The organism is Flavobacterium hankyongi (assembly GCF_036840915.1).
GTDB classification, from domain to species: domain Bacteria; phylum Bacteroidota; class Bacteroidia; order Flavobacteriales; family Flavobacteriaceae; genus Flavobacterium; species Flavobacterium hankyongi.
The window spans coordinates 583,962-602,682 of sequence record NZ_CP085725.1 but is presented as its reverse complement, the minus strand read 5'-3'; the positions used below and the strand labels follow the sequence as shown (position 1 = coordinate 602,682).

At 28.2% G+C, this 18,721-nt stretch carries 19 protein-coding genes; all 19 read right to left on the bottom strand.

Annotated elements, in window-relative coordinates:
* Positions 1–22 precede the first annotated feature (22 nt).
* The gene (locus tag LJY17_RS02805; RefSeq protein ID WP_264542342.1) at positions 23–2,353 is read right to left on the bottom strand and encodes a restriction endonuclease; all 2,331 of its coding nucleotides are present in this window, start codon (positions 2,351–2,353) and stop codon (positions 23–25) included.
* Positions 2,346–4,670: an AAA family ATPase gene (locus LJY17_RS02800; RefSeq protein WP_264542341.1), complete on the bottom strand. Its 2,325-nt coding sequence runs from the start codon at positions 4,668–4,670 to the stop codon at positions 2,346–2,348. Before LJY17_RS02800 ends, LJY17_RS02805 begins: the two co-directional genes overlap by 8 nt.
* The gene (locus LJY17_RS02795) at positions 4,660–5,355 is read right to left on the bottom strand and encodes an ABC-three component system middle component 1 (protein WP_264542340.1); all 696 of its coding nucleotides are present in this window, start codon (positions 5,353–5,355) and stop codon (positions 4,660–4,662) included. The genes LJY17_RS02800 and LJY17_RS02795 overlap by 11 nt, the downstream gene beginning before the upstream one ends.
* Entirely contained in the window at positions 5,339–6,652 is a 1,314-nt protein-coding gene (locus LJY17_RS02790) for an ABC-three component system protein (RefSeq protein WP_264542339.1), read from the bottom strand. Before LJY17_RS02790 ends, LJY17_RS02795 begins: the two co-directional genes overlap by 17 nt.
* 21 nt (positions 6,653–6,673) lie before the next feature.
* Complete coding sequence (locus LJY17_RS02785; RefSeq protein ID WP_264542338.1) at positions 6,674–7,672, bottom strand: nucleotidyl transferase AbiEii/AbiGii toxin family protein; 999 nt, start codon at positions 7,670–7,672, stop codon at positions 6,674–6,676.
* A 1-nt stretch (position 7,673) separates the two neighbouring features.
* Complete coding sequence (locus LJY17_RS02780) at positions 7,674–8,219, bottom strand: DUF6088 family protein (RefSeq protein WP_264544874.1); 546 nt, start codon at positions 8,217–8,219, stop codon at positions 7,674–7,676.
* Positions 8,220–8,550: 331 nt separating this feature from the next.
* Positions 8,551–9,171 carry a hypothetical protein gene (locus LJY17_RS02775; protein ID WP_264542337.1) on the bottom strand — a complete coding sequence of 207 codons (621 nt, stop codon included), beginning with the start codon at positions 9,169–9,171 and terminating at the stop codon, positions 8,551–8,553.
* Positions 9,172–9,253: 82 nt separating this feature from the next.
* Positions 9,254–9,877 (bottom strand): ATPase, encoded by a 624-nt coding sequence (locus LJY17_RS02770; protein ID WP_264542336.1) that lies wholly within the window; start codon positions 9,875–9,877, stop codon positions 9,254–9,256.
* Between the two features lie 140 nt (positions 9,878–10,017).
* Positions 10,018–10,845: a transcriptional regulator gene (locus LJY17_RS02765; protein ID WP_171221822.1), complete on the bottom strand. Its 828-nt coding sequence runs from the start codon at positions 10,843–10,845 to the stop codon at positions 10,018–10,020.
* Between the two features lie 64 nt (positions 10,846–10,909).
* The gene (locus LJY17_RS02760) at positions 10,910–11,197 is read right to left on the bottom strand and encodes a helix-turn-helix domain-containing protein (RefSeq protein WP_064715049.1); all 288 of its coding nucleotides are present in this window, start codon (positions 11,195–11,197) and stop codon (positions 10,910–10,912) included.
* 110 nt (positions 11,198–11,307) lie between these two features.
* The gene (locus tag LJY17_RS02755) at positions 11,308–12,156 is read right to left on the bottom strand and encodes an RteC domain-containing protein (RefSeq protein ID WP_264542335.1); all 849 of its coding nucleotides are present in this window, start codon (positions 12,154–12,156) and stop codon (positions 11,308–11,310) included.
* A gap of 12 nt (positions 12,157–12,168) precedes the next feature.
* On the bottom strand, positions 12,169–13,071 hold the full coding sequence (locus LJY17_RS02750) for a hypothetical protein (protein WP_171221820.1): 903 nt from the start codon (positions 13,069–13,071) through the stop codon (positions 12,169–12,171).
* 103 nt (positions 13,072–13,174) lie between these two features.
* A complete protein-coding gene (locus LJY17_RS02745; RefSeq protein WP_105045934.1) occupies positions 13,175–13,903 on the bottom strand; it encodes a TIGR00730 family Rossman fold protein in 729 nt (242 codons plus the stop codon).
* A 28-nt stretch (positions 13,904–13,931) separates the two neighbouring features.
* Entirely contained in the window at positions 13,932–15,053 is a 1,122-nt protein-coding gene (locus LJY17_RS02740; RefSeq protein WP_264542334.1) for an ABC transporter permease, read from the bottom strand.
* 144 nt (positions 15,054–15,197) lie between these two features.
* Positions 15,198–16,304, bottom strand: a complete 1,107-nt coding sequence (locus tag LJY17_RS02735; RefSeq protein ID WP_112112172.1) for an ABC transporter permease — start codon at positions 16,302–16,304, stop codon at positions 15,198–15,200.
* A gap of 45 nt (positions 16,305–16,349) precedes the next feature.
* Positions 16,350–17,084: an ABC transporter ATP-binding protein gene (locus LJY17_RS02730; protein WP_112112173.1), complete on the bottom strand. Its 735-nt coding sequence runs from the start codon at positions 17,082–17,084 to the stop codon at positions 16,350–16,352.
* Positions 17,085–17,092: 8 nt separating this feature from the next.
* A complete protein-coding gene (locus tag LJY17_RS02725) occupies positions 17,093–17,989 on the bottom strand; it encodes an ABC transporter ATP-binding protein (RefSeq protein ID WP_231843185.1) in 897 nt (298 codons plus the stop codon).
* Complete coding sequence (locus tag LJY17_RS02720) at positions 17,989–18,276, bottom strand: hypothetical protein (protein WP_264542333.1); 288 nt, start codon at positions 18,274–18,276, stop codon at positions 17,989–17,991. Before LJY17_RS02720 ends, LJY17_RS02725 begins: the two co-directional genes overlap by 1 nt.
* Positions 18,273–18,713 carry a hypothetical protein gene (locus tag LJY17_RS02715; protein WP_231843186.1) on the bottom strand — a complete coding sequence of 147 codons (441 nt, stop codon included), beginning with the start codon at positions 18,711–18,713 and terminating at the stop codon, positions 18,273–18,275. Before LJY17_RS02715 ends, LJY17_RS02720 begins: the two co-directional genes overlap by 4 nt.
* Positions 18,714–18,721 lie beyond the last annotated feature (8 nt).

The following is an 18,721-nucleotide window of genomic DNA, read 5'->3' as shown; positions in this document are numbered from 1 at the left end:
TATATTATTTTAAATTGCAAGATTAAAAAGGAGCAATAAATAAATTTCTATCTTTACTAATTGAGTTAAATAGTCGATTTATTTCTAAAACTTCATCTCTAGTATTTTCTTTATATGACTGAATTTTTACATCCTTATCTTTACTTTTTTCTTTGTTAAATTCTATTTGAGATGAAGTATCAAATTCATATTCAATAATTGCTTCAGATGCATCTAATCCAATATCTATATTAATTTGGATAGCTTCTTGCTTTCGTTTATTTACAATATCATCCAATTCATCAATCTCTAAAGTGTTATCAATTCCGTAAGCATCTGTCATATAATCATTTGAAAGTTTTTCCCAAGAAATATCAATATTTTTCTGTATTTCATTATAATAGTTGTTGTTTTTTATTTTTGATTCACTAATAAAATCAGAATAGCATATATTTGATTTTATTAGATTTGAAAAAGTCTTAATAAGGTAATGAGATGGTATGTCTTTAGAAAGGGCTTTAATTAAATTTGGTAAATTATTGATTTTTTTAATTAGGTTATTTTCAGCTATATATTTTAAAATTTCTATTAAATTATCTCTATCTTCCCAACTTAAATAACTAATATCTAAATCATTTATTCTCTTTAATAATTCTACTTCAATTTCACTTTTGCTAAATAATCTAATAAGAATAGATATAATGTTTAGGTTAGCATTACTATGAAATCCCTTAAGAAAATCTTTCTTTTCGCTAAATGTGTCGTATAATTTTTTTCTGCTATTTTTATTAGAAAAGCTTATTCTTTTTTCACCTTTAACTACTGTAGTTGCTATTCGATATTTGAATTGCTCGAAGAATACAGATGATTTAAGTAGTTGTAAATATTCTTCATTAGAATTTTGAAAATATGTAAAAATAAAGTCATCTATTGATGGATTAAAAAAACTATATCTAGTGTCATTTTTGTCAATAGTTCTAATAATGAAAGCTCCTACTAATTCTTTTAAAGCAAAATTATATTCATTTCCATTTTTTTGATAATTATTATAAACAACTTCGTGATTTATTCTACTATTAAAAGCTTCTTTTAGTCTTTCATCTGTAACATAATAAATTCCACCACTTAATGAGTACATCGTAAGTAGCAACAATCTGGAAACATTTGAAATCTGTATATTAAATGGCTTTTCCCATATTTTATTTGGGTCATTTAGTATTTCTAAAACAAAATTTTCTGAATACTCTGTATCAACTAGATTACTTTTACTAGTGATACCTTGGATTAGTCTAGGATTATAGTATCGATGTTTAATTACTTTCCAATGAAAATCATTCTGAAAATAAATTAACTTTTGTTCATCTGATAAATCAGAAAGATATATGTGATTATACAAAATTCTTGCTTTATCCCAATTTGTGTAGTTTTCAATTCTAACTTCATAATTTGAAATATCAATGTTAGAATTTTCAATTTTATCAGAAATATTTTTTGCCTGATTTAAAATTGTTGTTCGACAAGTTAATATTAATCTTTTATGTTTATCATCTCTTACTCTCTCAATAAAATTCACAATTGCAGAATCAGCATTCCTTGAACTATATAAATCCAGAGTAATTGCACCTAAAAAGTCATCAAAATAAAATATTTGTTTCTTTTCAGGAGAAAAAGCTTCTTCTGCTTCAGTAATTTCCCTAACATATACTAATTCAAAATCTTCAGCTAAAAATTGATAAGTAAGCATATTGGCTAATGTTGATTTTCCAATACCTGGAGCACCAGTAACTAATATGAAATGATTTTTGTTTAGCGCACTTACTGCTTCACTGTGAGTCTTATTTGGGACATATACTGTAATTTCTTTTATTATTTTTTCTTTATAAAATTCTGATCTTCCTTTGATACCATTTTTGACTATTTTTTTAATTATATCAATTGACGACAGCCAAAGTTTAAAATGTCTTTCTTGAATTTCAGGATAATCATCTAACCATTTATTTAGGTCTTCTTTGCCTATAACATCTGATGTAGAGTGTATATAAGGATTGAAAATGTTTTTAATATCTTCCTTGTCTTGTGGAGATAATGGTAATGAAGTACAGAATATGTATCTTTTAGGTTTTAAAGTAACTACTTTTTGAGTTTCGTTATTACTTAAATCTAACTTTAATTTTGAGATACCAGAACCTAAGTAATGTTTAACTTGAACTACTATTTCATTTTCATCATTTACTGTTGAATATCTTAAATCAATACCTTTATCTTTTCCTGGTTTGAATGACTGAAAATTTACATTCAGTACTTTTGAAAGTAAATCTCTTGTCAATTCCTCTAAGTCTCTATCATTTAAAGTTGAAAAATCGTAATTAGCCATTGTGATTTACGGAATAAGATTTTAAATTAATCCTTTTTTGTGCCAAACCATAATTTTTGAATTTATACCTCATATATGCTGAAGCCATATCCTCATGGGTTGAAATTATTAATTGATTTGAATAAAATTCATTTCTTAGTAATTCTATGAATCCTGCAATATTGATTTCATCCATAGTTTGAACTGGGTCATCAATCAAAATAATCTTGTTTTGAGAATACTTTTTATGCAATGCTAGAGTAAAAGAAATAATCAATGCTGATAGTTGACCGGAACTCATAGAGAAAACTGCATCAAAAGTTTTGGATGGATTAGTTTGAAATCTTATACCATCTTTATCAGAATAAATAAATAATCCTAAACCTCCTTGAAAATCCTGCATAATTCTTCCTGAGTATATATGAAAAATAATTTCAATGTCTTTTATTACTTTTTTCTGATATTCTTTTAGAGATTTTTTATAGATGCTATTCAGATTTTTCAAATTATCTTCTAATGTTTTCGCATTATTGAATTTACTTTCTTTGTTATGTAACTCTTGTTTGTTTTTATCTAGAGTTTCGTTTTGTAATAATGAATATTTATACTTTAAATAATTTTCTTTTTTGATTAAATTTTCTATTTCCATAGAATTCAATAAATCAAACTTATTATCGAAATACTGAGTAAAAAACTCTTTAAAATATGTTTCAACACTATCTAATTCTATTTCTAATTTGAGTGAATTTAATATTGGAGTAATATTTTCTATATCAATTACACTTTCACTGCTTAATGTCTCGTTCAAATAATCTTTAAAATCGAAATCAATATTTTCAAATTCCTTTTTTACTTTAGTAAAAAAAGTTTCATCAATTGATAAAAACTTATTTATAAAGATTATATCAACTTTAAGTTCAGTGATTTTCTGATTTAAAATTTCTATAATTGGAAGTATAACATCTTCCTTAAAATTAATTAATTCCTCATTAAAAATTCTACTTTTTGATGAAGTAATTCCTTCCAAACTAACTGATTGAATTTCTATGTTTTCTAATAAATCATCAATATTGTCCCAATCATAACCACATAAAAAACAAGTACCAGTTGTTTCTATATTCTCCGCTTCTTTTAGGTTTTTAATATTATCAACTAACTTTTCTCTAGATTCTTTTATTTTAGAATAAATACTTTCTAATTCATCTAACTCTTTGAATCTAACTTTAAGTGATTCATGCCCTTGATTTAAATTTGAAATTAAAACCTCCTCAATAAAATCAAAGTCTTCAAGTTCAAATACAAATGAATCATCTTTAATATTATCAATGGAAAATTCCGTTAGAGTATCAATAATTTTATTTATGCTTATGTATTCATTTTTTTGAATTCTTAAAGCTTCTCTTTGTGGAAGAAATTTATAATACAGTAAGAAGCTTTCAATTCTTTCGGTATCTGAAATTATGTTACTAATCTTTTCATTTCGAATATAACTTCTAAATAATCCCTTGTTTTCAATTAATTTTTTTAATCTGGTAATGGTTCCGTCTTCATTAAAAAGATTTTCATAGCTGATATTCTGATAATTGAAATCTTCTAAATCCCAATTTATTTCTCTATCAGAAAATAATTTTATATACTCTGTATTATTAAATTCTGATGCTAAAAAATCTTCAATTTTTTTTATTGAATCCTTTAAATTGTCAATTTCATCTTTTTTGTCACCGTTACATAATCCACTAATTTTATTTTTTAGCTTATCAATTTTTGTTATTTTGTTTTCAAATTCATAAACATTAAATAAATGGGATATATGCTGTTTTCTATCCTTATCTTTATTTTTTAATAAAAACAGACTATCCTCCTGTTCTATGTAGTTTAAGTACTGAAAATTTTGTTTATAGTTTTTACCTAAAATTTGATTTAAATACTCCTCTTCATTTTGAATTAAATTTTTTTCATTAGAATTAAAATTATTTTTTTTATATAGTTTATATAAGCTAAAATTCACAGAATTAGATAGTTCGTCTCTTTTTGCAATTCTTTCTAAAACAAATAAAGAATCACCTTTGGTAAATTCTATTTTTACAGATATATCACCATCATTATAATCACATAAGAATGGATGCTCGTTATAGCTTTCTCTTCGATCTACTACTTTTCCTTCTAAGTCATCAAATCGTCTTATTTTACCCGTAAATAATAATTCTATTGCATCATAAATTGATGTTTTTCCAAATCCATTAGGACCATCAAAAACAATTAAATCTGAAGATTCAAAATCGATAATTATATTTTGAAAAACTTTAAAATTATGGATTTCTATTTTTTTAATTTTCATCTGACTTCAATGTTGGTAATAAAATGTCATATATAATATCTGCGTTCATTTCATCAATATTTTCAACATCTCTATTGAAAAAGTTTTGATCAATTAAATTGTTTAGGCTTCCAAATGAACCATTTTCAATTTTCTGTCTATTATTATCAGTTAAAGCATCCAAACCATTTTCTTGGACAATATTGAGGTTTATTAATGGGATTTTATGAACTAGACGATAAAGAAGAGATTCATAATCGTTATTATTGATATTCTCTTTATGCTTTTTAAATACTTCTTCCTCTAAAATTTTATTTTCAATAAAACCTTTAATATTTTGTTGTTGTTGCTCTAGTGCTTGATTTAACTTTTCTACTTCAGAATCATTGTATAGAATAATTTGTTTTTTGAACAAATATGGGTCTTCCTCAATCTCCAAAACCAAACTTTGAAAATTTTCAAAATTTTCAACTCTGTGTAAGATTAATAAATTTACATTCTTATCAAACCATTCATTATTTATTATTTTTTTTGCTTCTTCAAAATAATTCGCCTGATTTTCAATAACATTAATTAGGTTATCTGTTTCTATTATTAACCAATAAGATTTTTTATTAATATCATCAAATGAATATAAAGAACCTATTTCCAATTCTTTATTGCTAAGTCCTAATTGAGAAAATATGTTGTTAATTATTGTTTTCATTTAGTTTTTGTTTTGCTTGTTCTAAATCAATTAATGAAATCTTTTTCCATTTAGTAATTTTATCATATTCAGAAGAAGTTGAATTATTTAAAATGTCAATGTCCGATTGGTTTATTCTAGTTGATTTATTTGCTTCTTCAATAATAGATGACACATTACATCCTTCTGTAATTACATAATCTGAATTAAAAGGAACTTCAATCAGTGTATCTAATGCAGTGTTTAGTATATCTATTGAAATATTTTGTTTACTTGCAGATGAATTTGAAACAATTATACTTGAAGGAAAATATTTTTTACTTAGACTATCTGTCCAACCTATTTTATTTATTTCATCTGGACTTCTAATCCCATGAAGGATACTTAAAAAAGCAGTTTTTACTTCATTTATTAGCAGGGAATTATCTTTGTATTCTTGAAGTGTTGAAAATTTTACATGTCTATGAGGCATTATTTTTTGCAAAAAACCCTCAAATTGTGGATTATTCAAACTATTAAAATATACCAAATATTGATGTAGTTTTATTTGAGCTTCATCATCAATTTCATCCTCGGATTCAAGGCAAAATTCTTGGTAATATCTATTTAAGTCAATCTTAAGTTTCTTAATAAAATAGTTTTTGTCTTGCTGAATACTTGTTAAGTCTGTAATAAGAATATTTCTAAATCTATTCAATGAAATTGTACTATAATATGCAGATTTATTTATAGAATCTCCGTTAGGTGAATGATTTTGGGCATGAATTAAAACAATATTATTGGTTATTAAAGATTCTAGTTCATTACATAAAATTTCCAAGTAATTATCATTTGATAAATGTATTAATCCTAATTTATTCAAACAATTGCTAGCTTGAACTTTTATTTTGTCTTGCAACTCATCAATTTTACAATAAGGATTACCATCATACTCATAAATTTTAAGCTTTGCATGCTTATCTTCAATATCAGCTTTAGTTTCTTCATTCTCTGTTGCTAAATGAAAATAGGCTTCATCATCACAAGGGAAATTGTCTTTCCTTTGTTCTAATTTTTCAAAAGCTTCTTTATATCTTGAATAATAATGGCTTTTGACAGCCTTTACTTGATGTAGCGTTATTGGTTTGGGTTCGTTATTTTCATATCGTATTATCGCAAAATCTTCTAATGAATCAAGCTGTAAATGCAATCCGTCAACACTATCTCTTTCGTTTATTAATTTTAATACATGATATAAAGCAACTTTACCTTGATATATAAATCCATTCCACGTATCAGCCGCTGAATGAATATCATTAGGATTTATTAGTTGAATCATAAATTATTCTTTATTTTAAATTTATTTAGCTCTAAATATTTCATTTAGATTTTTTAATTTATCTATCAATTCTTCAAACTCCATTGTATCTCCATAAATCATAAACTCTTGCATGGCTTGGTAGTCTTTTTTCCAAAGTTCAGTTACTTCTGCTGGTGGAATGAAATTTATTGTTTGTGGTGTGTGTAAATCATACGAAATTCCTCTTATAGGTGTGTATTTACTTCTGTGTTGGACTAGTGTTTCGAATAGCTCTTTATTTTTTATTGCTTCTTTTCCGTAATCGTGGTCCATTAGTTTTTCTATATCGTAAAGATGTCTTGACATTCTGTAATGTCTTATGTTTTCGGTTGGCTTCAGAAATTCTTCATGCAACAACATTATTTTTTCTAAAAAGGTTTTGGTTGGTACCACTACAATTACTTCAAAAGGTTGAATTGTAAAAGCTTGTTCCGGATATATTTGGCCAATGATTGATTGAATTTTTTTTTGTTCGTTTGGCTCTAGCAAAGCTCTTGCTCCTAATTCAATGATAACCCTTTGCGGAATGTATTCTCCTGCTTCAACTATTGAGTTGTATTCTAATTCTATACGATGCGGATCACTTGTATCATCTATTTCATCATCAAAGATTAAATTATAATTTTCTTTATTTACTCCCAGCTTTTCTAGTTCTGAAATCAATTCTTCTTTAAATTCACCTACTATAAAATTACCCGAAGCTTTACGAAGTTTTTTTATTTGTGTTTTTGATAACTCGCCCTCAAATCCTAACATCGTTCTATCAATTGATAAGTCTATATCTTCTGAGAAACGTTCTATTAAGTTATAGGCTTTGCTTAGTGATGTGCCGCCTTTAAAAACTAAATGTTGTGCAAATTTTGAAGAAAATATTGCTTTTAACGTAATGGTTACCCACCAATCTTTTTCAATTGCATCGGTTGGAAGTCCTGTTTGATTGTTGACTTGGTTTAGTATTTCAAGCCGTCTTTTTTCGGATAGTTTAAGCCACTCGTTCATATTAGTCTTTATTTATTAATTCAAGGATTGTATTTCTAATCCATGTTGGTGCTGCAACACTATCTTCTTTTATACTTTCAATGGACATTTGGTACAATACTTTTTTAATTTTTTGTTTAGCATTTTCATCTACATTGTCTTTGCCTAACTCTTTTAATCCTTGGATTACAATGTTGAGTTTTTTATCTTTAATGGTCAGGTTTTTGGGAGTGGTTTTTTTGAATGTGATTGTTCTTTTGCCAACTTTAATTTTTCTTGGTGCTCCATCAGTCAAATAGACTATATTCATAGGTACTTGTGTTGATAAGCCAAGTTGTTGCAATGCTTGTACACCTGTAGAAATTATTCTTGCTTTATCTCTTTTTGCTATGGCTACTGCAATTTCTTCGGTTGAAGGGAATAGGGTTCCAAGGATTTTATCTTTTTTTGGATATAGATAAATACCGTGTGCTAATCGAATTAAAATTTCTTTTTTTTCTAATCGCAATAGTACCTTTTTTACATTTTCGGCAGTACCGAACTCTATAAAATCGGCTATAAATAGAATGCTTCCTTTTTTAAAGATTTTATTTTTTCTTCTATTTGATTGTGAATAGATTGTGGTTTCATCTTAATGTTATGTTTGTCCCAAATTTAGTAAAAAAATGGGACAAAAAACATTTAGGATAACTTTTTTTAATTCTTCTATGTTATATATTTAGACCTACGATACATTTTTATAGTAGTGTTATCAGAATTAGGTAAATTTTATTTACAAAAAAACATCATTTATTTGTACTTGAATGAATTATATTAGTGATTTACTAAAGAATCTTATAGTGTTTTGTAGGTGGAAAATTTATTAAGCTTTGGCAGTAAACTGAATTTATTGCCGAAACTTAATTACGCATTTCAATGTCGATATAATATTTTAGATTATATAATTCAATTTGGTTTTCATCATCTCCTTCCCATTGTCCAATCTCAATAAAAGCTATATCATTAGCAAATGCTTTTTCTCCAATTAGATGTTCAATGTGCACATAAACTGCTTCACGAAGTCTTGGGTTGTCTTTGTGGACAATGTAGTTTTTGAGTAGTACTTTTATTCCTAAATCGGTTGGTTTGTTTGGGTTTTCTAATGGGATGAAATACATTTCGCTTATTCGTAAAGTGATGCCGTAATATTCTAGTGGTTTGTCTGTGCCGTTTTCGTATTTGGTTAGGTTGGTTTCTGGTTGAAGGAACGGTGTTATTTTCCAACGTTCTACAACTGGTGCATGATGAACTAGTAATTCTACTTCTTTGAAAAGATAAGGATTTCCGTTTGCGGTAATGATTAATTCTGCACCGTTTTTTTTGTTTTTAATGATGAGATCTAGGTCTTTGTTATATTGATGGAGTATTTCGATTAGTTTGTCTAAATGGATTTTTAGTTCGTCTTTTGGGATTTCGTTTAGGAGTAGAAAAACGAAGTTGTTTTGTTGGAAGTAGTTCCAGAAGTTGGTTATAGTTTTCATGTTATTATTTTTTTAACCACAAAGAGCACAAAGAAGGCACAAAGTTCGCGAAGCACTTCGACTGCGCTCAGTGTGACAACTTTTATCTCTTATCTTGTGTTGATTTTTCAAATGCAATTAAATTTACCATCTCACGTAAACGGCTTCTAACTCGATTTCCGTAATGTTTTTCTATTTCTGTGGCTGATAGGTTTGTGGTTATGTGGGTTTGGAGTTTTTTTGAAATGAATAGATCATATCTGCTTAATAGAATTTCTGCCATTACATTGCATTCGTTACCGAAATATTTTAAGTTGTTTTCTGTTCCTAAATCGTCAAAGCAATAGGTTCTTGGTTCTGATTGGTAGAGTTTGCCGATGCTGTATTTATGGATTATTTGATATCCGTCCTGGATAAATTCAAAACTTATGTCTCGACATGGTTTTACGAAAAACTTATGTTCTGTTGCTGTTAGGTATTTCATTAAATTCATCAATGATGTTTTTCCGCAGCCGATTGGTCCAGTTAATAAAATGCCCTTGTTGAGGTTTATACCGTATTGAAAACAAGTTGGTTCGTCTTTTAGAAAATAGGCAATTAGCTTGTAAACTATTGGGTAATCGTTTTCAAGGATTTTGAAATGATTGCCGTATAGTTCGATGCCTTTTGCTTCGAGCCAATTGATTACTTCGGTGTAGCTGTAATGTGATTTTATATTTTCATTCATTGGGTTGCTTTTTGTTCGCTAAAGCGAAGTTTTTGGAACGCGGATGACACGGATTAAACAGATTTACACTGATTTTTTAATTTGAACCGCAAGGTTCGCAAAGGATGAGATACTGAAACAAGTTCAGTATGACAAAAAGACTATAATGGCTCTGAATAATCTTTGTCGGTTGTTGTGTTGAGTTGTTTTGCTCTGTTGGGCTGTTCTGCATTTGAAATAAATTTTGGTGCGTTAATCATCCAATTTTGTGCTGCTGCTTGCCAATCGACCATTGGTGTTTTACCTCCGACTAACCAACCGACACTTTTGAAGTAATTGTAGAATTTTTGAGCTTCTTGTTCCGGAAAGTTATTTTCTTGGAAATAGGTTTTAACTTCTTCGATTAATGGATGTAACTTTTCTTCTTTTTTCGCGGAACTTTTTTCTTCTTTTGAATTTTCATTTTCTAAATTGTAATTATTTATTTCTTCAAAATTTTTTGTGAGCTTTTCCAAGTTTGAAACGTTTTTATCGTTTAAAATGTTTGTATTGTTTATATAGTTTATAGAAGGTACTACTGCTTGTTCAGTACCTGTTTCACTACTAGTACAAGACTTGTTCAAAGCTTGTTCAGAAACAAGTTCAATAAGTGGTTCATTTTTTGGTTTTCTTTCGGATTTTGGTAACGGTTTTAAATCTTCCGAAAAGTTGAATAAAATGACATGACTTCCTTTGAATGGATTGTATGATGGTTCGTAATTGATGTAACCCAAACTATGCAAGTTCTTCAGACATTTGTGATAGGTTGCTTTGGAACTAATTTTACTTATTCTCATCACCTCATCGCGATTTATGCTTATTGGATTTTTGAAGCGGTTGCAGTTCCAAAACTGAAATAAAGCAATGTACAAGCTTACGTGTGTTGGGTTGAGCGTTTTATCAACGGCTACTTTTTCGAAGAAACCTGTTAGGTGTTTGATATAATTCATTTACTAGTGATTAGTAATTAGTGAAAAGTGATTAGAAAAGATTGCATTGTTCCTCGCAATGACTTTACTTGAATAGAGTAGGTAAAGCATTAACCTTATTTCCATTTAATAACTTATCAATATCTGAATTGTCGTAGTACATTATGCCGCCTATTTTGGTATAGGTTAGTGTTCCGTTGATGCGGAGATTTTGTAAAGTACCAGGAGAGATGTTTAACAGTTTGCGGACTTCATTGGATTTGAGCCATTGTTTAGTTTGTTGAGGTTTGGATTGAATGATTTCTTTTAAATCGTTCAAAAGTAGACTTCTGAATTCGTTTAAGTCTTCGCGAGTGATAACTTCGATTGCCATAACGTATGTTTTAGATTGTTATGGTACAAATTTGTATGTTTTGAATAAATAAAACTCACAACGCAAACAGAGTTGTGAACGATTTTATTTAAAATAGGACAAATCTAAAATTAAATTGGTTCGTCAGAATTATTCATTCTTTTCTCTAAAGTTTCTTTTAAAGTATTTAAAAATTTGGTTCTTTCCGTCTTGCGAACTCGAATTTCAAGAAAAGTTCTTCGGTATTGTCCTAAATCAACATTGAAAATATTTTCGAGATATTCAGCTATTTCTTTAAGATCAGTTGATCCATTGTTGAAAACTTTTTCTGATTGTAATGCGTAAAGTAATTCAATTAGTGCAACTTTAGGAGCTGTCCAAGTTAGTTTTGCGTTGTGATTGTGTTGTGATTTTTCTTTAACACTTTTGTTGTTTATTTCTATTAATTTATTTTCTAAATATACTTGTACTAAATCATGTGCCAAAATTTTAGCTACTTTAAAATCATGAGAAGTTGAAAAATTATGATCAACTTCAAAAAAGAAACTATCTATGGTTAGTTTTATATCGAATTTACCACGAACAAAATATTTAAAATCAAGATAGTTATTACCTGTTCTATAATATTTATAAAAGTCTAAATTATTATCGAAATATGTTTTTAGTTTTTGTAATTCGTTGTTGAGGTATTTTTTTACAATTCTTTCACCACCATAAGGTTTTTTTGTTTCGATTTTATAAATTATATTATAGTAAATAAATTTTGAAGTAAACTTTGGTTTTATATTTTTGAAAAAATCTATTTCTTGTTCTTGATTTTTAAATTTTTCTTTGAGAAACAAAATTTTAAGTTTTTGAATTGAAACTATTATAATTTCAATTGCTTTTTCGCATCGATTAATTGTATCATCAATTTCTATATCTATAAAATTCAGCTGTTCATTTAAGTCTGAAAGTAATGTGTTTATTTTTAAATTCAATTCTAAAATATTTTAAAAACGTAAAACCTCTGTCATAATACCAAAACGGATTGTATTGATTTGATGTTGAAAATAAATATTATAATAATCCATACCATGATAGAATTGAACAAAAAAGCCAATATCTTCTAAGAATTTTGGGTGATAATAGAGAATTAGACTTGCATTTAATCTTTTGGCGTCAAAATAGTTCCAATTATTAAAATTATCTAACATTATTGTCGTTTCAGCTTTAATTGAGAAGTTTGCTCTTTGTTTTTCGTTTGGAAGTGGATTTGTTTTCATAGGAAGTTTATAAGCTAAAAAGGTATTGTGCCATCGCAATCCGCTATATTGACCATGAAGTTCCTCTAACATCCAACTCTTTGGGTGGATTTCAAATGAGCTTTTTATAAATTTGAAAGCTTTCAAGTTTTGACTATATGATGATTTTAAAAATCCAAGTTCTATATAATTAGTTGCAAAGTTTCCTGATTGTAAATTGATATCTCCATTTTCGGTATAGAAATTTCCGTTTTGACCATTCGAATGATGTGCAATTTTACCAAAAAGTGTTAATTTATTGGCTGATTCTTTATGTCCTGTTAGAAAATAAAATGCTATTTGAGGAATATAACTGGGTGTTTTTACTGGATATGAATATTCATCAAACATTCTTATAATGATTTGAGAGGTAAGTACTGCCATTAATCTTGAATCTTTACGTTCTCGAATTTTAAAATTAGGACTAACATTTGCTTCAAATAGTAAGGGTTCTAAATTACCAATATCAAAAGGAAATGTAACATAACTTTCTCCTTGGTTAACTTGTGCTATTTTATCTAAAGATAGAATTGCTGTTGTATCTACTTTAGTTTGAGCTGAAGTTATGGTCGTTATTACAATAATAAAAACTAATACTATATTCTTTTTCATATTTTATTGCTAATTCGTCTATATTTTCAGATATTTTACAAGAAAGAAAATAATATTTTTCTACATTTTAGTATTAATTAAAAAGACATAGACAAGAATTGTTTTATTTTTCTAAAAACCACCATTTTGGTTTATATTGTTTATTTACTAACCCAAATTTTTTGATTGCATGCGTTTCAAGATGTGTAATTAAATCAGGAATAGAATCAGTTACAAAAAGGAGCTTCATATCTTCTGGACTGATGCTTTCATTTTCAAGCATAATTTTAATATGATGACAAAGTTCTTTATGATAATCTGAATCAAAAATAATTATCGGAAAGTTTTTAATTACTTTAGTTTGTATCAATGTAAGTGCTTCAAATAATTCATCTAAAGTACCAACTCCACCTGGCATCACTACAAAGGCATACGAATATTTTATCAAAACAACTTTACGAACAAAAAAATAAGGAATATCTATCCATTTATGTAAATATGGATTTGGTTTTTGTTCTCTTGGCAATACAATATTGCAACCAACAGAATAACCATCATTTTCAAATGCTCCTTTATTTGCGGCTTCCATTATTCCTGGTCCGCCACCTGTCATTATTGTAAAACCTAATTTAGAAATTTCTGCACCAATTTTTTCAGCATTTTTATAATGTTCTGATTCTGGTGTAAACCGAGCCGAACCAAAAATAGTTACACATGGACCAAGGAAATGTAATTTTCTAAATGCTCTTATAAAATTAATTTGAACCCTAAATGTGAACATTAGCTCTTTAAATCTCGATAGCGGACCTCGAAAGAATAAAGATTCATTCGTAACTAATTTATTACCATTCATTTTTAATACCTTTTAAAAACTTAAACTTCTAATTTGATTTTTTATAACTCCAAACCGCCATGCCGTTTACAAATACTGCAAATCCGGTAACAATTAATAGGTTTGGCAATACTTCAAAAAATCCAGATCCTTTTAGTAGAACCATTCTTATGAACTCTACAAAGTATCGAATAGGATTTAACAATGTTAAGTTCTGTGCCCATTTTGGCATACTTTCGATAGGTGTAAATAAACCACTCATTAATATGAAAATCACCATAAAAAACCACGCAATAAACATTGCTTGTTGTTGGGTTTCGGTATGATTAGATATGTATAGTCCGAATCCTAAAATTAATAGCAAATACACTGATGTGAAACCATAAACAAGGAAAATATTACCTAACATAGGGACATTAAAAACAACTTTGGATATTACTAAACCAACAGTCAAAATCACTAAGCCAAGCACCCAAAATGGAAATAATTTTCCAACTATAAACTGATATTTTTTTATTGGTGTTACATTAATTTGTTCTAATGTTCCTATCTCTTTTTCTCTAACTATATTCATTGATGACAGAAATAAAGTAAGCATGGTAACCAATAAAACCAAGATACCTGGAACCATAAAGGTTTTGTAGTTTAAGGTTTTGTTGTACCAAAAAGAGGGTATGGCTATAATATTTTGAGGTATTTCTTTGTTTCCTGAAAAATAGTTGGACTGCATTTGAATGTTTTGATTGTATGTATTTATAATTTGTGTTACATATACATTTTCAACACCTGCTGTTGCAGCATCTATAGCATTAATACTTACTGAAATACTTGTTTTTTGGTATTTTTGAAGGTCACGATTGAAGTGAATTGGAATATTTACAATAATGTCGGTTTTTCCTTTTTGCATTTCTTGGATAGCTTCTTTTTCAGAAAAATAGGGTTCTTTAACTTTAAAATAGGTTGAGGATTTAAACGAATTTATTAAATCTCTTGATTCCCGACTTTGGTCATTGTCAACAAAGGTTATTACAATATTTTTAACATCGAATGTAGCTGCATTTGACAAAATTAATAATTGCAAAATGGGTAATATAAATATCAGTTGGAGCATACTTTTATCTCTAAAAATTTGCTTAAACTCTTTCTGTATGATGAATAATATTGTTTTCATATGTAAATATTATTTGTTTTTTGGTGCATATGTATCGCTATTTTCATTGGTGTTTGTTTGCAACAAACTTGTTGTTAATGGCGATTTCATAATTTATTTTTATATCCCAATGATTGTTTTTAAACCTTTACAGTAATACTATTCTTACTCTAGTCTAATTTTATATTTTTTGATGCTCAATGTTATAAAAAACACAGTCATCCCTATTAATATAAGGGTTTCTTTCCATATATATTGAATTCCGACTCCCTTGAGCATAATGGCTTTTACAATAATAATGAACCATTTTGCAGGTATGATGTTACTGATTACTTGCATGGGTAAAGGCATACTATTTATAGGAAATATAAATCCTGATAGAATAATTACTGGTAGCATCAAACCCATTAATGATAACATCATTGCGGTTTGTTGAGAATTAGAAACGGTAGAAATTAATATCCCCAATGAAAGAGCAGAAATGATAAATAATATACTTTCAAAAGCTAACAAAAAGATGCTTCCATTTATAGGCATTTTGAACACAAAATAGCCTAATGTTAATATTACTATTGCATTGATAATTGAAAGAAAAATATAAGGAAATACTTTTCCAATAATTACTTGAAATGGTTTTAATGGAGAAACTAAAAGAATTTCCATAGTGCCTAATTCTTTTTCTCGTGTGATAGAAATAGAGGTCATCATAGCTGAAACAAGCATTAGAATAACAGTCATTACACCTGGAACAAAATTAAAAACACTTTTGAGTTCAGGATTATAAAACATTCTCGATTGTACTTCAACCTTTACCGGATTACTATTGGATTGTTTTTTTTGCGATTGATAATTTTGTATAATTGCTGAGGTATAATTTGCAATTGTGTTGGCAACATTAGGTTCGGTCGCATCGGTAATTGCTTGAACTACTGCTACTTTTTTGGTTTCGAGATTTTTACTAAAATTTGGTTCGAAAATAAGAACTGCCTTGATTTTTCCTTTTTTAAATTCTGATTCTATGTCGCTTTCTTTTTCAATTTGGTTTTCAACATTAAAATAGGGTGATGCTTTTATTTTATAGATAATTTTTTGTGTTTCTATATCATTTGATTGGTCTAAAATGGCAATGTCAACATTGTTAATTTCATTTGTTATGGCAAAACCAAACAATAAAATTTGGGCAATCGGCATACCAAACAGAATAAACAAAGAACGTTTATCTCTGAAAATATGGTAGAATTCTTTTTTTACAAATCCGATAAATCTTTTCATTTGTTTTTTGTTTCTAGTTTAAGTTTCAAGTGTTGTAGTGATTTATTATTCTATATTCCTTGCTAATTTTAAAAAAACATCATTCATAGAATCTACTTTGAATTGTTGTTTTAAATTTTTTGGGGTGTCTAAAGCTTCAATAGAGCCGTCAACCATAATAGAAACACGGTCACAATATTCTGCTTCATCCATGTAATGTGTGGTTACAAAAATGGTAGTACCTTTATAAGCTTGTGTATAAATCATTTCCCAAAATTGTCTTCGGGTTATTGGGTCAACGCCTCCTGTTGGCTCATCGAGAAAAACAATTTTTGGCTCGTGCAGTAATGCAACTGAAAACGACAATTTTTGTTTCCAACCCAATGGTAACGAACCTACTAAATTATTTGCTACTTCTTGAAGTTCTAATTCTTCTATTAATTGTGCGATTTTTTGTTTGATTTGTATTCTTGATAATCCATAAATTCCACCAAAAAAAGTAATGTTTTCTTTAATAGTTAAATCATCATACATTGAGAACTTTTGGCTCATATAACCAATACTTTTTTTTACCATATCGGCTTGTGAGTGAACATCAAAACCTGCAACATTGGCTTCACCTGAAGTAGGATTTGAAATTCCAATCAACATTTTCATAGCTGTTGTTTTTCCTGCTCCATTGGCACCTAGAAACCCAAAAATTTCTCCTTTATAAACATCAAATGAAATGCCTTTTACTGCAGTAAAATGACCAAACTCTTTCGTTAAATTTTTTACAGATATTATTTTTTCTCTTTCCATTTTTTTGTTTATAAGTCCATGAAAACATCTTCAATGGTTATTGTAGCAGGTTTAATAATTATATCCGTATGATTTTTATTTTTCAAATAGGTTTGTAAATCGTTTGGATTGAAAGTTGCATTTTTATCTATGTAATGTACAAACTCACCAAAAGCATAAACACTGTATTGATTAGGATAATTTTTTAAATCGTGAATCAATCCGTGTGTGTTTTTTGCTTGTACATCATAAATTACTTTTTCGTAGTTGTTAATGATATTTTCAGGTGTATCTATTTTTAAAATTTTGCCTTTTTGAATTAATGCAATTCTATCGCAAAGAGAAGCTTCATCCATATAGGGTGTTGAAACTAATATTGTAATGCCTTTTTGTTGCAATCTTTTTAGCATTATCCAAAATTCTTTTCGAGAAACGGGATCAACTCCTGTAGTTGGTTCGTCAAGAAATAATACTTTTGGAGCATGAATTAACGCACAACATAATGCTAATTTTTGTTTCATTCCGCCCGAAAGAGCACCTGCTCTTCTGTTTTTGAATGGTTCAATTTGAATGTATATGTCTTTAATTAAATCATAATTTTCCTCAATTGTGGTTCCGAAAATAGTGGCAAAAAAATGTAAGTTTTCTTCAACAGTTAAATCTTGATATAGCGAGAATTTTCCTGGCATATAGCCAACAGAGTTTCTGATTTCTTTGAGTTGTTTGACTACATCATATCCAGCGACTTCTGCACTTCCTTCATTAGCAACTAAAAGCGTAGTTAGTATTCTGAAAATAGTTGTTTTCCCTGCACCATCAGGTCCAATTAAACCAAATAATTCTCCCTCATTTACATTAAAAGTAATGTTTTCGACTGCTTTTAACTTTTTGTAAGATTTTGATATGTTGTTTACTGCAATACTCATTATTTCATCAATAAGAAATTACTTTCATCGATTGCTTTTACAGCGTGTTTTACATTTTCTTCAATCATTACATAATTGCCTGAATTGAGATTAACGACTGTTCCTTTATCATCAGTAAAAACAGCATTTCCTGAAATGCAAACTAACAATGCAGGTATTTTTGAAACGTGCTCTTTAAGTGTTTCACCTTTTGCTATTTGCAATGAAATTACTTTAGCGTCTTTTGGTTCAAATAATAATTGTGTTTGAACGGGTTTATTTTCGGTATGTAAGTTTTTTAAAATCATTGGAAATATTGATTAAATGTTTTAAACGAATTTTGAATTTCTGTAAACTGATTTGCTGATTTTTCTTTAGAAAACGAATCGACTAACTCTATATATGGAACTAACCATTTGTGAAGTTCGTCATGAGCTTGTCCTTTCATGGTACAATTTGATGTTAGTATATCAATATTTGTCTTTAATTTATTAGCTAATAATGAATAATTTGTGCTTTTTTCTTGGTCAAAATGGACTACATCTTTTTCCATATTACGAATGTGTATCATCATATTATCATCTACCTTCCATTTTTCACCATTGTTTAATTGAATTGTTTCGCTTTCAGAATGTTGGTGTTCTTCAGTTTTAATTTCAGTAGTTTTTTCTTCTTTTGATTTCGTGTTACAAGAGAAAATGAGTAATACAACTGTAGCTAAAAAGGCAATTTTTATTTTTAACATTTCTTGTA

Excerpts from the sequence above, each read along its gene's own strand:
- LJY17_RS02775 (WP_264542337.1), bottom strand. The coding sequence starts at position 9,171 with ATGAAAACTATAACCAACTTCTGGAACTACTTCCAACAAAACAACTTC.
- LJY17_RS02800 (WP_264542341.1), bottom strand. The coding sequence starts at position 4,670 with ATGAAAATTAAAAAAATAGAAATCCATAATTTTAAAGTTTTTCAAAAT.
- LJY17_RS02770 (WP_264542336.1), bottom strand. The coding sequence starts at position 9,877 with ATGAATGAAAATATAAAATCACATTACAGCTACACCGAAGTAATCAAT.
- LJY17_RS02805 (WP_264542342.1), bottom strand. The coding sequence starts at position 2,353 with ATGGCTAATTACGATTTTTCAACTTTAAATGATAGAGACTTAGAGGAA.
- LJY17_RS02740 (WP_264542334.1), bottom strand. The coding sequence starts at position 15,053 with ATGAAAACAATATTATTCATCATACAGAAAGAGTTTAAGCAAATTTTT.
- LJY17_RS02785 (WP_264542338.1), bottom strand. The coding sequence starts at position 7,672 with ATGAACGAGTGGCTTAAACTATCCGAAAAAAGACGGCTTGAAATACTA.
- LJY17_RS02795 (WP_264542340.1), bottom strand. The coding sequence starts at position 5,355 with ATGAAAACAATAATTAACAACATATTTTCTCAATTAGGACTTAGCAAT.
- LJY17_RS02730 (WP_112112173.1), bottom strand. The coding sequence starts at position 17,084 with ATGGAAAGAGAAAAAATAATATCTGTAAAAAATTTAACGAAAGAGTTT.
- LJY17_RS02765 (WP_171221822.1), bottom strand. The coding sequence starts at position 10,845 with ATGAATTATATCAAACACCTAACAGGTTTCTTCGAAAAAGTAGCCGTT.
- LJY17_RS02720 (WP_264542333.1), bottom strand. The coding sequence starts at position 18,276 with ATGATTTTAAAAAACTTACATACCGAAAATAAACCCGTTCAAACACAA.
- LJY17_RS02745 (WP_105045934.1), bottom strand. The coding sequence starts at position 13,903 with ATGAATGGTAATAAATTAGTTACGAATGAATCTTTATTCTTTCGAGGT.
- LJY17_RS02760 (WP_064715049.1), bottom strand. The coding sequence starts at position 11,197 with ATGGCAATCGAAGTTATCACTCGCGAAGACTTAAACGAATTCAGAAGT.
- LJY17_RS02790 (WP_264542339.1), bottom strand. The coding sequence starts at position 6,652 with ATGATTCAACTAATAAATCCTAATGATATTCATTCAGCGGCTGATACG.
- LJY17_RS02750 (WP_171221820.1), bottom strand. The coding sequence starts at position 13,071 with ATGAAAAAGAATATAGTATTAGTTTTTATTATTGTAATAACGACCATA.
- LJY17_RS02715 (WP_231843186.1), bottom strand. The coding sequence starts at position 18,713 with ATGTTAAAAATAAAAATTGCCTTTTTAGCTACAGTTGTATTACTCATT.
- LJY17_RS02735 (WP_112112172.1), bottom strand. The coding sequence starts at position 16,304 with ATGAAAAGATTTATCGGATTTGTAAAAAAAGAATTCTACCATATTTTC.
- LJY17_RS02725 (WP_231843185.1), bottom strand. The coding sequence starts at position 17,989 with ATGAGTATTGCAGTAAACAACATATCAAAATCTTACAAAAAGTTAAAA.